Below are 12,749 nucleotides of genomic sequence, written 5' to 3'. Positions count from 1 at the left end.
ACCGAGCTTACATGGACGTACTTGCAGCGTCCCCCTCAACCGGACCCACCCCGCCATCCCACGGATAGCATGCTTTTGCCGTTGCCGTTGCTCCGAGCAGGTGCAGGGCGCAGCCCTGCCGAAAACCCCACCCTCAGCCGTCGCCCTGGATGCCACCGGGGGCCTGTGCCGGGTCGCGCCAGCGGCGCACCGTGCGCTGGAAGAACAGATTGTTCGGCAGCTGCAGCACCGTGCCCTCGTGGCCGTCGCCGGTCTCCTGCAGTGTGGTGTAGATCAGGTTCACGTCGATCACCCGGCCCTTCAGGCCCGGCTTCTCGCCGTTCTCCAGCACCTCGATGTAGTCGTGCAGGCGGAACGGGCGGGTGGTGAAGATCAGCAGCGTGCAGAAGATGTTGGACAGCACGCTCCACGCCGCGAAGAAGGCCACCGCGCCCACGGCTGCGAAGCCGGTGAAGGCGGTCCACAGCACCGACGGCTTCGCGCCGAGCAGGCTGAGGATGTACAGCAGGGCACTGAAATAGACCACGAAGCTGGTGATCCGGCGTGCACCCATCACCATTTCGGGCGGCAGCGTGTAGTGCTCGGCGAAGCGGCGGATCAGGCGACGGGCGAGCACGCGCAGGAGCCACGCAACCAGCAGCACCAGTACGATCTGCACGGCGACGCCGGCGTAGTTCAGCCACGGGTGAGTCCAGGCGGGCAGGTGATCCTTCAGCGACAACATCATGGGGCGACTACGGAGGGGGAAACGGCCCCCGATGTTACCCGGCGCGTGCGGGGGATTCGACCGCCGGGGTCCAGGCCAGGCAGACCAGCTCCTGGCGGTGCTGCTGCAGGCAGGCGCGGCCATTGTCGGGACGCAGCTGCAGTGACAGGCCCATCGCCTGCAACAGTAAGCAGGCGGTGATCACCAACAGGGCGGCGCAGGATGGGCTGGACATGGCAGGACTCCTGGACGGCAATTTTGCGAAGGACCTTCCATGGATGCAGCAGCCATCAAAAAGGTTGCATGGCATTGATCGTGGATGAGCTCTAAACCTTTTTCCGGGTTGCCGCATCCAAGCGATATGCTCGACACCACCATGCCCGCGCTGCCTGCCGCCAACGACGCCGTCGACGAACCCGCCCTGGTGCGGGCGGCCGCCGCCGGCGACACCGCGGCCTATGAACTGCTGTACCGGCGCCACGCGCCCCGGGTATTCGCTGTGCTGTGGCGGCTGTGTGGCGGCCAGCAGGCACGCGCCGAGGACGCGCTGCAGGAAGCGTTCCTGCAGGCATGGAAGGCGCTGCCGGGCTTCCGTTTCGAGAGCACCCTGTCGACCTGGCTGCACCGGCTGGGCGTCAACGCCGCGCTGATGGAACTGCGCGGGCGTGCCGGCGGGCAGGACCATGACAGCCTCGACGAAGTGGACGGAGGGTTGCAGGAACTGGCGGTACACGACCGCTGTGCCGGCACCGAACGCGACCTCGAACGGGCGCTGTCGACGCTGCCGCCACGGGCACGTGCGGTACTGGTACTGCACGACATCGAAGGCTGGAAACACCAGGAAATCGCCGAACAGCTGCAGATGGCCGTCGGCAGTTCCAAGGCACAGTTGCATCGTGCGCGCGGCCTGTTGCGCGCACGGCTGGGAGACATGACATGAATACACACGACCACGATTCCGACCACGATCTACTGGCACGGCTACGCGCGCTGCCAAGCGAGCGCGACGTACCTACCGATGGCTGGGCACGCCTTTCGGCCCAGCTGCCGCCGCGTGGGCCGCAGGCGGCACCTGCACCGGGCGACAACGTGGTGGCCCTGCCGATCCGTTCGCGTCGGCGTTGGTGGTTGCCGGTGGGTGCGGCGTTGGCGGCCAGCCTGGCGGTCTACGCCGTGGCGCCGTGGCGCCATGCGCAGCCGGAGGTACCGGTACCTTCAGCACTGCAGCTGCAGGCGGCGGCGATGACCGAGCAGTACCAGCAGGCCGTTGCTTCGCTGCCCGATGGACGGGCGCCGGAATGGCAGCCGGCCCTGCACGAACTGGATGAAAGCGCGGCGCAGATCCGTGCCGCCCTGGCGCAGGACCCGCGTGCGCCGCACCTGCTTGGCCAGCTCAAGCGCACCTATGCGCTGCGGCTGGAACTGACCCGGCAGGCGGCCTATGCCGCCGAGTCCGGCTTGACGACCTGAGGAGACCCCCATGACCCGAACCCTGATTTCCTGCTGTGTCGCGCTGCTGCTGGCCCCTGCCGTAGCGCTGGCCGACACCCGCATCGACGAGCGCCACACCCTGGCTGCGGGCGGTCGCATCGAGCTGAGCAACGTGGCCGGCAAGGTGACCGTGCGTGGCTGGGACCGCAATGACGTGCAGCTCACCGGCACGCTCAGCGACGGCCTGCAGCTGCGGCAGGAGAAAAGTGCCAACCGTGTGCGCTGGGAGATCGAATATCCGCGCCGCAGCAACAATGGTGGCGCGACGCTGGTGCTGAACGTGCCGCGCTCGGTGGAGCTGCTGCTGAGCACGGTCAGCGCCAGCCAGGACATCAGTGGCATCGATGTGCGACGGCTGCAGGCCGACACGGTCAGCGGCAGCCTGAGCGCAGCTGGCCGCAGTGGCGACAGCAAGCTCAACACGGTCAGTGGCAGCGTCAGTGCACGCCTGCAGACGCCGAAGCTGGACGTGAATACGGTCAGTGGCCGGATCGAGGCCGGCGGCGGGGTATCCGGTGATATCGGTGCGCAGACGGTGTCCGGCCGGGTCGAGGTGGACGCCGGGCGCCTGCAGCGGCTGGCGGTGGAGACCGTCTCGGGCAGCATCGATCTGGCAGCAGCCGGATTGGCACCCGGTGGCCGCATCAATGTCGAATCGGTCAGTGCCTCGGTCACGCTGAGCCTGCCGCGCACGGTGTCGGCACAGCTGTCGGTGAACAGCTTCAGCGGGTCGATCAACAGCGATGCCGGGCAGGTGGAGCGGCCGCGCTATGGGCCGGGCAGCCACCTCGATACGCGGCTGGGCGGCGGCGACGGTGACATCCGCATCCAGTCGCATTCGGGCAGTGTGCGGGTACGCCTGGACCGCTGAGCGCGATCCGGCAGGCCGCGGCGGCAGCGCCGCCGCGGTCAGTGTTGGGTCAGCTGGCCTTCTTCAGTGCCCAGGTGGTGCCGAGGACTTCGATCTTGCCACCGGCCTTGCGGAACGCTGCCAGGTCCGAAGCGATCGAATCGCTGCTGACCACGGTGCTGGCGGCCGCGCCCTTGCGTTCGCTGCGGATGCTGTTGCTGGCCTTCGCGGGGGTCTTTGCCTTGCGGGGCATGGTTGCTCCTGTCAGGTGGAAGGGGAGGAAAGCGCCCAGGCATCGGCCTGGCGCAGGTAGTCCTGCCGCTCGCGGCGGCAGTCATCGCCGCCCATCGAAAACTGGCGGCAGATCGCCGGGCGCTGCGAATAGATCGTGCAGCGCAGGTGATAGGGATCGATCGCCGCACACCAGCCTTCCTCGTTGCGCGCCATCACGGCACGGCCGTGGGTGTCGCGTGACAGGAACTGGCCAGGCACGTGGTCGCCGGGCTGCAGCAGCACGGGCAGCCGGCAACAGACCGCGTCACAACGGCGGCAGTCGATGGGTGCAGGTGCTGCGTCAGGTTGTAAGGCCACAGGGGCCTGGCGGGTGCCCAAAGCGGGTCTCGATGGCGGCTCAGGTGCTGCGCGGACCATGAACGAGCCAGGAAGGCATGGCCGCTAGGCCCGCAGGGCGGGCCAGGCTGCACCGTGGACACACACCGGCGTGGCCGGTGGAAGGTGCAGCGGAGTTCTAGCCAACCAAGAGTAACTTAGACCGCGTAACGTTTTGTTAATCCTGGCTGGCTGCCGCCAAGGCCAGGCCCTGGACCACGCCCAGCGAGGGCTCGCCGTGGACCATGCGGGCGCCTGGAAAGGCCTCGGCCACGGCCTGGCGCAGGTAACCGGCGCGGGACATGCCGCCGGTGAGGAACACCGCATCCGGGTCGCCCCCGATGTCGCTGCGGACCTGGGCCAGCAGTTCCCGGATCTGCTCCAGGTAGCCGTGAGCGGCAGCGGCCAGGCCGGCGGCGCTGCTGTCGGCATGCAGGTCGCGGGCAATGTAGTCCAGCGTGCTGCGGTGCTCGCTGGCGGCACTGAGGGCGATCTTGGCGCGTTCGACGTCGCGGTACAGCCGCGCGGTGTTGCCGATGTCCTGCAGCGCCTGCAGGCGGTCGCCCCACGGTGCGTCCACATGGTCGTACTTGTGCAGGCGGAACTCGCGCTGGCGGGTCATGTCCTGCACCGTGGCCGCTTCCACGTAGTGGTGGGCCGGCACGCGGGTGATGCCGCGGCCGAACAGCGGCATGTAGCTGGACAGGCTCAGCGCCAGGTCGATGTCGGTACCGCCGCGGGCGATACCCCAGGCGCGGTGGATGCGCGGGGCATCGTCGCCGCCGACTTCGGCATGCGCGATGTCGGTGGTACCGCCACCGATGTCGACGATCACCGCCTGGTGCCGCTCGCGGCTTTCGGCGTGGTAATGCATGGCCGCCGCAGCGGGTTCCTCGAGGAAATCGATCTGGTCGAAGCCGGCCTGGGTGGCGGCCTCGCGCAGGATGTCCAGCGCCTGGTCGTTGCCGGCCGCACCGATCGAGCTGCGGAACTGCACCGGGCGACCGAGCAGGGCCGCGCGCAGCGGCTGGCCGAGCTGGGCGCTGGCGGTCAGTCGGATATGTTCGAGGATGTGCGCGGCGATGCCGGTGATGGTCTGCTTCGCGCGCGGGTGCAGGTTGTAGCCCAGCATCGACTTCGGGCTCTGCACCAGGTTGCCTTCGTGTTCCTCGAAATAGGCTTCCAGCGCGTCATCGCCGTAGACCGCGTTCTGCAGCAGGTCGCTGGCGCTGCGTTCCTTGCCGGCGCGGGCTTCCATCCATTCCCGGCGCAGTGCGCGCAGGGCTTCGCGGCGCAGTGCCTGTGGCGTGCGTTCCTGGCCGGCGGCACGGGCTGCGCGCGCGGCGCTGTCGATCATCTGCTGCAGCTGGTGTTCCTGGCCGTCATCGAGCTGGAAGTCGTCCGGGTCGGGCACCACGCCGGGGAAATACACGCTGGTGCGGAACTGCTCGGCATCGCCGAAGCGGATCGGCAGCAGTTTTCCCTCATGCACGATGGCGGCGGCGGAGTTGCTGGTACCGAAGTCGATGCCGAGGCGCATGGGGAGTTCCGGGGGCGATCAGGGGCCGCGCACTCTGCTGCAGTTCGCCGCCGACTGCAAGTTCCAGCGGGCGTGCTGTTCTGGTCCGGGTCCAGTGGGCAGCCGGAGCCTGCCCGGAAAAGGGCCGGGGAAGCCAGCCGGTTACAATGGCGGCTGTTGATTCACTTTGAGGTACTTGCTGATGTCTTCTGCCCCCGCCTGCCCGCAGTGCACCCTGGAAAACACCTACGCCGATGGTGCGCTGTGGATCTGCGCCGACTGCGGTTTCGAATGGACCGCCGAGGAAAGCGCCGGGTCCGCCCTGGTCGTGCGTGACAGCAACGGCAATACCCTGCAGGCCGGCGACACCGTCACCGTGATCAAGGACCTGAAGGTCAAGGGCTCCTCGATCCCGCTCAAGCAGGGCACCGTGATCCGCAACATCCGCCTGGTCGAGGATGATGCCGAGCACATCGAAGGCAACTCGGACAAGATCAAGGGCCTGGTCCTGAAGACCTGCTTCCTCAAGAAGGCCTGACCGCCTTCAGCGCCTGGCCTGCTGCTGCGCGCGCCAGCGGGCCAGGCTGTCCAGCTTGGCCTGGTAGCGCGCCTGCTCCGGCGCGCCCCCCAGTTCCTGTGCACGCAGCAGTTCGCGATCGGCGCGCTTGAGCTGGCCAGCCAGGAAATAGACCCGCGCCAGCCCGAAGTGGAACTGATGCGCGGTGTCATACAGGCGCACGGCCTGCCGGTAATAGCGGATCGCCTGGTCCAGCTGGCCGGCCCGTTCGGCCTTGGCGCCTAACATGTACTGCGCGAACGGGTCTTCGCGCTGCACCGACTTCAACCGGCGCTCAAGTGACTGCGCCTGCGCGGTCAAGCCCAGGCTGCGGAACAGCGCGGAGGCATTGGTCAGTGCGGCATCCTGGCGGCCGTCCAGCTGCAGCGATCGATCCAGCGCCTGCCGCGCCGCCTCGTTGTTGCCTTCGCGGTGGTCGAGCACGCCGAGGTTGTTCCACACCGGAGCGAATCCGCTGTCCTGAGCCAGGGACGCGTCGAAGAATGCACGGGCGCCGCCGAAGTCCCCGTCGGCGAGGCGCTCCGCACCCCGGTTGTTGTAGAAATGCGCCAATGCCCGCGCACGGCTGACGGGAACCGGCCCGCGGCGGTCATAGAGCACATTGCGATCCAGGTCGACGGTACCGAAGCGGCCGCCGACATCGACGCCGGCGTTGACGTGACCAACGCTGTAGACCACGCCCGCGTCCTGGTCCTGGTACCAGGACACCACCTGCCCCACTTCCTGCACGCGGGCCTGGATGCCCGCCTCCCGCGCAAGCGTTACGAACAGCAGGGTGAAGGCCAGGCAGTTGGCGCGGCGGTGCTGCCAGATATCGCTGACGGTGTAGGTCGCATTGGCGTCGTACTGCAGGTCCAGCCCGTGCTGGTCGAAGATCATCTCCACGAGCGCCTGCAGGCGCTGGTCGCGGGAGTAGCTGCGCTGGATCACCTGCTTCTGGAGCATCGCACGCAGGTCCGCGGGAATGGCGAACACTTCTTCCGGGGTCGGCACGCGTGCGGCCGACACGGTGATGGTCGGGGTCGTCACCACATCGGCGGGCGGTGCCTGGCCTGCGCCGAAGGCAGGAGCACAGAAGGCCAGCAGCGAAAGGGTGAGGCAATGGGCGGCAGAACGGTACATGACGGTTCCCGGCAGCGGCGGGCGCTCCCGCCTGTGGCGAGTGTATTCCCATGGATGTCCAGCTGCAGCGACCGTTGGTCGGCGCCGCGTTCATCCACAACCGATGTGGACCAGCGCGCGACAAAGCTGTGGACAACTGGCTCCGGGCCTCGCCTGGCAAGCGTTGTGAGTGCGTGGTGAAAAAACCGCCAGCTTGCCCGGCGCCGGCACAGGCGGGATGATCCGGGCATGGACTTCTCACCGCTGACGCTTGCCCCGGCGCAGTGGCAGGCGCTGCAGGACAGCTATGCCACGCCGCCACGCGCCTACCACCACTTCGGCCATGTGCGCGCGGTGCTGCAGCACTGCCAGGAGGTGGCCGATGGCCCCGGCTGGAAGCAGCCGGCCGAGATCTATTTGGCCGTGCTCTATCACGACGCGATCTACCAGGCGGGGCGCAAGGACAACGAGGCGCGTTCGGCGCAGCTGGCCCTGCAGGCGATCGCACAGGCGCCGGCGCTTGCCGGTGTCGACGCTGCTCGCGTGGAGCAGTTGATCCTGCTGACCGCCCGCCATGGCGCGCTGGGTCCGGAGGATGTGGATGCCGAGGCGGCGCTGTTCCTGGACTGCGACATGGCGATCCTGGCTGCACCGGAGCCGGTGTTCGCCGCCTATGACCGTGGCGTGGCCGAAGAATACAAGGGCGTGGTGCCCGGCTTCCTGTACCGTGCCGGCCGCCGCCGATTCCTGCAGGGCCTGCTGCGCGCACCGCGGATTTTCCTCAGTGAGTTCTTCCATCAGCGCCTGGACGCGGCCGCGCGTGACAACCTGCGTCGCCAACTGGGTGGTTGAGCTGGCCCGTTACACTGGTGGCCTGTTTCCAATGATTGTTGTTTCCGACCGTGTCCGTTCCTGATCCCGATCCCCGCCCGCTGCCACCGGAAGAGCCCGGTCCCAACGAATGCTGCGGCAGTGGCTGCCCGCTGTGCGTGCTGGACCTGTATTCCGATGAGCTGCAGCGCTACCGCAAGGCACTGGCCGAGTGGAAGGCGCGGCATCCCGAGGCCGCACCATGAGCCGTGCGCGCCCGGCGGCGGTGCTGGCACTGGTGGCGCTGCTGCTGTTCGTGGCCACCGCGCTGTGGACCCAGGTCGCGCGCAGTGATCTGGACTGGGTGCGGGCGACCTTGAGCCTGTACCTGCACGGGCCGTGGGGGCTTGCATTGCGTGCTGCCTACTGCCTGCTGGCGCTGGCCATTGCCGCACTTGGCATTGCGCTGTATCGCGGCAGCATCGGCCCGCGGCGCAGTGCGGCCGCCCCCTTGCTGTTCACGGTTTCCGCGCTGGGCCTGGCGACGGTGGCGATCGGCGACAGCTGGCTGCCTGAAGCGACGCCGTTGCTGGCACCGTTCATCCATGGACTGGCAGCCAACACGGCGTTCCTGTGTGCCAGCGTCGGCATGCTGCTGCAGGCCTGGTACCTGCGCCGCGAACCGGGTTGGCAGTCCGCCGCGGGCCTGCTCTGGGGCTGGGCATGGCTGGCCTTCGTGCTGCTGTGGCTGCATGTGCTGTGGCGTGGTGGACCACCGCGTGGGCTGGGACAGAAAGTGGTGATCGCGGTGATCGTTGGCTGGCTGCTGTATCTGGCGATGGCCCTGTACCGTCGCAGCCGCCAGGCCGCGGCCCACTGAATCCCCAACGGCCTGCGCCGGTACGTGCCGTGCACGCGGCGGCGGCGTATCGTGTGCGCATTCCATCGGGGATGCGATATGAAGCGTGCAGGGCTGGGCAGGGCAATGGGTGTGGTACTGGCGCTGGCCGCGCTGCCGGCGACGGCGGCAGTGACCCCGCAGCAGTTCAGCCATGGGCGGTTCGAGCAGATTCCGGTGCACATGCCGGCCGGCACGCCGCAACGGGTGGTGATCTGGTTCCATGAACCCACGGCTGGCGGTGACACCAGCCGCCTGCCGATCGAGGCCCTACGTGCCGATGGCGCGCTGGTCGCGGCAGTGGACATTGCGCACCTGCGCGGTGTGCTCAAGCGCGAGGGGGACCCGACCTGTTCGTTCGGTTCCGGTGACGTCGAGAATTTCTCACGCTGGCTGCAGGCCTCGCTGCATCTGCCCGGTTACCACCTGCCGCTGGTCGGCGGTGATGGTGAAGGTGCCGAGATGGCCTATTCGCTCGCAGCGCAGGCCGATACCCAGGTGTTCGCCGGCGTGCTGACCACCGGCTTCTGCCCGGACCACAACCACCAGCGCATGGTCTGCGGCGATGGTGTGAAGCACAACAAACTTCAGCCTACCGAGCTGAACTTCCCGTGGTTGAGTGCGGCCGGTGACCACGGCTGCAAGGTGGGGGAGGCCAGCCAGTTCGTGCAGCAGGTCGCCATGGCGCGCGAGTTCAAGCGTACTGCGCGCGGTGATGCGTCACCGGGCCTGGTGGCTGCGGCACGGGTGATCGGCGCGCAGGCCGGCGTCAGCCTGGCACCCCCGCCTGCTGCACTGAAGGGCCTGCCGGTGGTGGAAATGCCGGCGACCGGCAACGGCGATACGCTGGCGGTGTTCGTCTCCGGCGACGGTGGCTGGGCTGGCCTGGACAAGAACGTGGCGTCGTCACTCAACGAGCATGGCGTGGCGGTAGTCGGCATCGATTCGCTGCGCTACTTCTGGAGCGAGCGCACACCGAAGGGCTTTGCGGGCGACCTGCAGAAGATCATCGACCACTACCGCCAGCAGTGGCACCGAGACAAGGTGATGCTGATTGGTTTCTCGCAGGGCGCCGACGTGCTGCCGGCCACGATCAACCAGCTCGACGCCGGTACCCGCGAGGCGCTGGAGCGCATCGTGCTGCTGTCGGTGGGCAGGAAGGCCGACTTCGAATTCCATGTCAGCAACTGGCTGGGCGGTGGCGGCGACGGCCTGCCGATCGCGCCGGAAGTGGCCAGGCTGCCGGCGGAAAAAACGTTGTGCGTGTACGGCGACAAGGATGAGGACGCACTGTGCCCGGACCTGCCGGCCAATGACGGCGTGAGGAAGGTGAAGCTGCCGGGCGATCACCATTTCGGGGGTGACTACGATCGCTTGGCTGAAGTGATCCTCAAGGGCGGGGCGTAGCGTCAAGCCATGCCCGACGCATCGCGGCTTCAGTTCCGCCGCGGATCCAGCGAGATCAGGCGCGTGGCATCCAGCAGCGCGGCCGGCAGATGCATGCCGCCGGGCGCCGCGAGATAGCGTGGCCGCCACTGCGGATCGAACTTCGACTTGAAGCGGCGCAGGCCACTGAAGCCATAGAAGCGTTCGCCATGCCGCGCCAGCAGGCCGGCCAGGCGGTTCCAGCGACCGGCCAGCCGATGCTGGGCCAGACCGGACAACGGCGCCATGCCCAGCGAGAAACGCGCATAACCCTGCGCGCGGCCCCACAGGAACAGTTCGATGAAGAGGAAGTCCATCGTGCCCTTCGGTGCTTCGTTGACGTGGCGCATCAGGTCGACCGACAGCTCGGCGCCGGCCGGTGCCTGCCACAGGTTGGCGAACGCCACGATCTGGCCTTCGGCCTCGACCAGCGCTACCGGGAAGCGCACCAGGTAATCGGGGTCGTAGCTGCCCAGCGAGAAGCCCTTCTCATCGCCGGCCTTGTCTTCCAGCCATGCATTGGAAATTGCGTGCAGGCGCGGCAGCAGGCTGGGAATCTCCTCCACCGGTGCCACGCGGAAGGACAGGCCGCCGCGCTTGCCCCGGTTCCAGGCCTGGCGTAGATCGGCGCGTTCGCGACCTTCCAGCCCGAAATCATGCAGCGGCACCATCGCTTCCTCGCCCAGCTTGACCAGGCCCAGGCCCAGGTCGAGGTAGGTCTGCCAGTAGGTCTCGCCCACCTGGTAGAACACCGGGCGCAGGCCCAACCGGTCGGCTTCCTCGCGGAAGCGCCAGATCAGCGCGCGCGCCACGTCGGGCGGGCCGACCGGGTCGCCCATCGCGATCAGCGAACCGCCGTAGCGCTGCATCATCACGAAGCCCTGTTTCGCATCATCGCGCAGCACTGCCTTGTCGGCGGTCAGTACCAGGCAGGCCTGGGTATCGGTGGCGCCGGCCAATACCGGCGCCAGTGATTGCAGCGTGGCTTCGTCGGCGGCCGGCAGCGGGCTGCGGGTGCTGTGCAGCAGCCGCGCCAGGCCGAACATCACCAGCGCGATGGCTACCACCAGCAATGCACGCAGCGCGCGCGGTGCGTTGCCCGACACCGCGAACTGCCACCACAGCTCGTTCTGGTACTCGACATGGCTGTAGGTGAAGAACAGCAGCCAGGTGACCGCGACCAGCACCAGGCCGAGATTGCGCAGCCACGGCCACGACCAGGCTTCGTCCAGCAGCGCACCCTGGCGGTAGAACTCGCGACGTGCGGCCCACAGCGCCATCGCCACCAGTACTGCAGAGACGGCGATCAACAGTTGGCCACCCCGCAGCCACAGCGGCAACGGGGTGATCACGCACACCGCCATTGCCAGCATCCACGCGGCGTGGCTGCGCCGGGCCAGGCCCTGGCCGATCAGCAGCAGGGCGACGCCGCTGAGGCTGCCGATCAGGTGCGAGGTTTCCAGGATCGGCAGCGATGCGTTGACCAGGTGACGGCGTGGCGTCGGCAGCGTGCCGTCGATGACCAGCGCGGCGCCGATGCTGAACACCGCCAGTGCGATGATCTGCGGCAGCCACGGGCGCAGCGCGTTCCAGCCGGCACGGGTTGCCCCGGCGCTGGCCTGCAGCGGCTGACGCAGGGCGGGCGCAAGGGCGAGCAGGGTGGCCAGCACCAGCGGCAGCACGTAGTAGGTGACGCGGTAGATCAGCGCTGCCGCCAGCACCGCTGCCGGTGCCACCTGCGGCAACAGCTTCAGCAGGCTCCACTCGAACACACCCAGGCCTGCGGGCACGGTGGAGACCAGGCCGGCCAGCACTGCCACCAGGTAGAGGCCGACGAAGCCCGGCAGGCCGGTCGGCGTGGAGTCCGGCAGCAGCACGTAGAACGCGGCACTGGCCAGCACCAGCTCGATGACGCTGAGTACGGTGACACCGATCATGGTGCTGCGGTCGGGCAGCCACAAGGCGTGACCGAACACGCTGAACTGCCGTCCATCGCGGCCGACCAGCAGCACGGTGCCGAGATAGGCGAGCAGGGCGACGATGCCGACGATGCGCACGGCATCGGGATTCAAGGGCAATGCCAACGCTGCCGCCGCCGGTTCCATGCACAGGGCCACGCTGATCAACAGCCATGCACCGAATACGAAACCGAGCGTGCTCATCAGCACCACCTGGCCAATCTGCGCCAGGTCCAGGCCGGCGCTGCGGTAGCCGCGCAGGCGCACCGCGCCACCGGTCAACGCGGCAAAGCCCACGGTCTGGCCCAGCGTGTGCGCAAGGAAAGCGGTGATGCCGACGCGCGCGGGGTGCACGCGGATGCCGCTGCGACGCAGGCCGATGGCATCGAAGCCGATCAGGCAGGCGTAACTGGCCAGGCCGAGTACCACGGTGAGCGCGATCTGCGTGCCGCTGAGCTGCCGGAACGCCTGGCGGATCGCACGATAGCCGTGCTCGTCGAACTCATTGGCCAGGCCGTGCAGGGCCAGGGCGAGGATCAGCAGCGGGATGACGATGGTGGCAACCCGCTTCCAGGTTGGCGTGGAAGGGGCAGTGGTGGAATCGACGGGGGCGGTCATCGGCGCAAGGGTGCGGCAGGAGGGGCGAGGGCGGTGTCAACGCGGGCGTGGCGCATCGTGCGCCTGTCATCGTCATTTGACCAGTGGGACCGTCGGAGCCCGGTAGTGACGTGTCGCGGAGGGTACCCGTGCACCCACCGTCGACCGGTTTGGAGGACAATGCAGGCCTGATCAACCGCAGGAGCCA

General features: G+C 68.0%; 15 protein-coding genes. 8 read left to right on the top strand and 7 right to left on the bottom strand.

Annotated features, from left to right (window positions below):
• Positions 1-133: 133 nt before the first annotated feature.
• Together G5A07_RS12940 and G5A07_RS12935 are read right to left on the bottom strand one after the other, a co-directional pair.
• Positions 134-727 (bottom strand): mechanosensitive ion channel family protein, encoded by a 594-nt coding sequence (locus G5A07_RS12940; protein ID WP_010482867.1) that lies wholly within the window; start codon positions 725-727, stop codon positions 134-136.
• A gap of 34 nt (positions 728-761) precedes the next feature.
• Positions 762-941, bottom strand: coding sequence for a hypothetical protein (locus tag G5A07_RS12935; RefSeq protein ID WP_010482869.1), 180 nt, complete (start codon positions 939-941; stop codon positions 762-764).
• Between the two features lie 126 nt (positions 942-1,067).
• On the opposite strand from G5A07_RS12935, the gene G5A07_RS12930 reads away from it, so the two are divergent.
• The 3 genes from G5A07_RS12930 to G5A07_RS12920 are packed head-to-tail and all read left to right on the top strand — an operon-like array spanning position 1,068 to position 3,068.
• Positions 1,068-1,646: a sigma-70 family RNA polymerase sigma factor gene (locus tag G5A07_RS12930; RefSeq protein WP_191863401.1), complete on the top strand. Its 579-nt coding sequence runs from the start codon at positions 1,068-1,070 to the stop codon at positions 1,644-1,646.
• Positions 1,643-2,176 (top strand): hypothetical protein, encoded by a 534-nt coding sequence (locus G5A07_RS12925; protein WP_049434164.1) that lies wholly within the window; start codon positions 1,643-1,645, stop codon positions 2,174-2,176. The genes G5A07_RS12930 and G5A07_RS12925 overlap by 4 nt, the downstream gene beginning before the upstream one ends.
• 10 nt (positions 2,177-2,186) lie before the next feature.
• Positions 2,187-3,068, top strand: coding sequence for a DUF4097 family beta strand repeat-containing protein (locus G5A07_RS12920; RefSeq protein ID WP_191863400.1), 882 nt, complete (start codon positions 2,187-2,189; stop codon positions 3,066-3,068).
• A gap of 49 nt (positions 3,069-3,117) precedes the next feature.
• Here G5A07_RS12920 and G5A07_RS12915 read toward each other — a convergent pair whose 3' ends face one another.
• From G5A07_RS12915 to G5A07_RS12905, 3 genes are all read right to left on the bottom strand, one after another.
• Complete coding sequence (locus G5A07_RS12915; protein WP_005410566.1) at positions 3,118-3,300, bottom strand: hypothetical protein; 183 nt, start codon at positions 3,298-3,300, stop codon at positions 3,118-3,120.
• Positions 3,301-3,311: 11 nt separating this feature from the next.
• The gene (locus G5A07_RS12910) at positions 3,312-3,605 is read right to left on the bottom strand and encodes a YkgJ family cysteine cluster protein (RefSeq protein WP_053462562.1); all 294 of its coding nucleotides are present in this window, start codon (positions 3,603-3,605) and stop codon (positions 3,312-3,314) included.
• Between the two features lie 229 nt (positions 3,606-3,834).
• Complete coding sequence (locus G5A07_RS12905; protein ID WP_191863399.1) at positions 3,835-5,196, bottom strand: Hsp70 family protein; 1,362 nt, start codon at positions 5,194-5,196, stop codon at positions 3,835-3,837.
• A 181-nt stretch (positions 5,197-5,377) separates the two neighbouring features.
• Between G5A07_RS12905 and G5A07_RS12900 the strand changes: the two genes are divergently transcribed.
• Positions 5,378-5,713 (top strand): zinc ribbon domain-containing protein YjdM, encoded by a 336-nt coding sequence (locus G5A07_RS12900; RefSeq protein ID WP_019337002.1) that lies wholly within the window; start codon positions 5,378-5,380, stop codon positions 5,711-5,713.
• Positions 5,714-5,719: 6 nt separating this feature from the next.
• Here G5A07_RS12900 and G5A07_RS12895 read toward each other — a convergent pair whose 3' ends face one another.
• Positions 5,720-6,874: a tetratricopeptide repeat protein gene (locus G5A07_RS12895; RefSeq protein ID WP_049434158.1), complete on the bottom strand. Its 1,155-nt coding sequence runs from the start codon at positions 6,872-6,874 to the stop codon at positions 5,720-5,722.
• A 228-nt stretch (positions 6,875-7,102) separates the two neighbouring features.
• Between G5A07_RS12895 and G5A07_RS12890 the strand changes: the two genes are divergently transcribed.
• The 4 genes from G5A07_RS12890 to G5A07_RS12875 all read left to right on the top strand — a co-directional run bounded on the left by G5A07_RS12890 (position 7,103) and on the right by G5A07_RS12875 (position 9,968).
• The gene (locus tag G5A07_RS12890) at positions 7,103-7,705 is read left to right on the top strand and encodes a hypothetical protein (protein WP_019337000.1); all 603 of its coding nucleotides are present in this window, start codon (positions 7,103-7,105) and stop codon (positions 7,703-7,705) included.
• Between the two features lie 50 nt (positions 7,706-7,755).
• A complete protein-coding gene (locus G5A07_RS12885; protein WP_049411906.1) occupies positions 7,756-7,929 on the top strand; it encodes an oxidoreductase-like domain-containing protein in 174 nt (57 codons plus the stop codon).
• Positions 7,926-8,543, top strand: a complete 618-nt coding sequence (locus G5A07_RS12880) for a DUF998 domain-containing protein (RefSeq protein WP_010482890.1) — start codon at positions 7,926-7,928, stop codon at positions 8,541-8,543. The genes G5A07_RS12885 and G5A07_RS12880 overlap by 4 nt, the downstream gene beginning before the upstream one ends.
• Positions 8,544-8,621: 78 nt before the next feature.
• A complete protein-coding gene (locus G5A07_RS12875) occupies positions 8,622-9,968 on the top strand; it encodes an AcvB/VirJ family lysyl-phosphatidylglycerol hydrolase (protein ID WP_029379846.1) in 1,347 nt (448 codons plus the stop codon).
• A gap of 29 nt (positions 9,969-9,997) precedes the next feature.
• Here G5A07_RS12875 and mprF read toward each other — a convergent pair whose 3' ends face one another.
• Positions 9,998-12,562 (bottom strand): bifunctional lysylphosphatidylglycerol flippase/synthetase MprF, encoded by a 2,565-nt coding sequence (gene mprF / locus G5A07_RS12870; protein WP_191863398.1) that lies wholly within the window; start codon positions 12,560-12,562, stop codon positions 9,998-10,000.
• Positions 12,563-12,749: the final 187 nt, after the last annotated feature.

This window comes from Stenotrophomonas sp. AS012628 (assembly GCF_010608305.1).
Taxonomy (GTDB): domain Bacteria; phylum Pseudomonadota; class Gammaproteobacteria; order Xanthomonadales; family Xanthomonadaceae; genus Stenotrophomonas; species Stenotrophomonas geniculata.
The sequence above is the reverse complement of the archived record's forward strand: the minus strand, read 5'-3'. Positions and strand labels throughout refer to the sequence as shown.

Coding starts and splice junctions, on each gene's coding strand:
- G5A07_RS12940 (WP_010482867.1), bottom strand. CDS start 727: ATGATGTTGTCGCTGAAGGATCACCTGCCCGCCTGGACTCACCCGTGG.
- G5A07_RS12935 (WP_010482869.1), bottom strand. CDS start 941: ATGTCCAGCCCATCCTGCGCCGCCCTGTTGGTGATCACCGCCTGCTTA.
- G5A07_RS12930 (WP_191863401.1), top strand. CDS start 1,068: ATGCTCGACACCACCATGCCCGCGCTGCCTGCCGCCAACGACGCCGTC.
- G5A07_RS12925 (WP_049434164.1), top strand. CDS start 1,643: ATGAATACACACGACCACGATTCCGACCACGATCTACTGGCACGGCTA.
- G5A07_RS12920 (WP_191863400.1), top strand. CDS start 2,187: ATGACCCGAACCCTGATTTCCTGCTGTGTCGCGCTGCTGCTGGCCCCT.
- G5A07_RS12915 (WP_005410566.1), bottom strand. CDS start 3,300: ATGCCCCGCAAGGCAAAGACCCCCGCGAAGGCCAGCAACAGCATCCGC.
- G5A07_RS12905 (WP_191863399.1), bottom strand. CDS start 5,196: ATGCGCCTCGGCATCGACTTCGGTACCAGCAACTCCGCCGCCGCCATC.
- G5A07_RS12900 (WP_019337002.1), top strand. CDS start 5,378: ATGTCTTCTGCCCCCGCCTGCCCGCAGTGCACCCTGGAAAACACCTAC.
- G5A07_RS12895 (WP_049434158.1), bottom strand. CDS start 6,874: ATGTACCGTTCTGCCGCCCATTGCCTCACCCTTTCGCTGCTGGCCTTC.
- G5A07_RS12890 (WP_019337000.1), top strand. CDS start 7,103: ATGGACTTCTCACCGCTGACGCTTGCCCCGGCGCAGTGGCAGGCGCTG.
- G5A07_RS12880 (WP_010482890.1), top strand. CDS start 7,926: ATGAGCCGTGCGCGCCCGGCGGCGGTGCTGGCACTGGTGGCGCTGCTG.
- G5A07_RS12875 (WP_029379846.1), top strand. CDS start 8,622: ATGAAGCGTGCAGGGCTGGGCAGGGCAATGGGTGTGGTACTGGCGCTG.
- mprF (WP_191863398.1), bottom strand. CDS start 12,562: ATGACCGCCCCCGTCGATTCCACCACTGCCCCTTCCACGCCAACCTGG.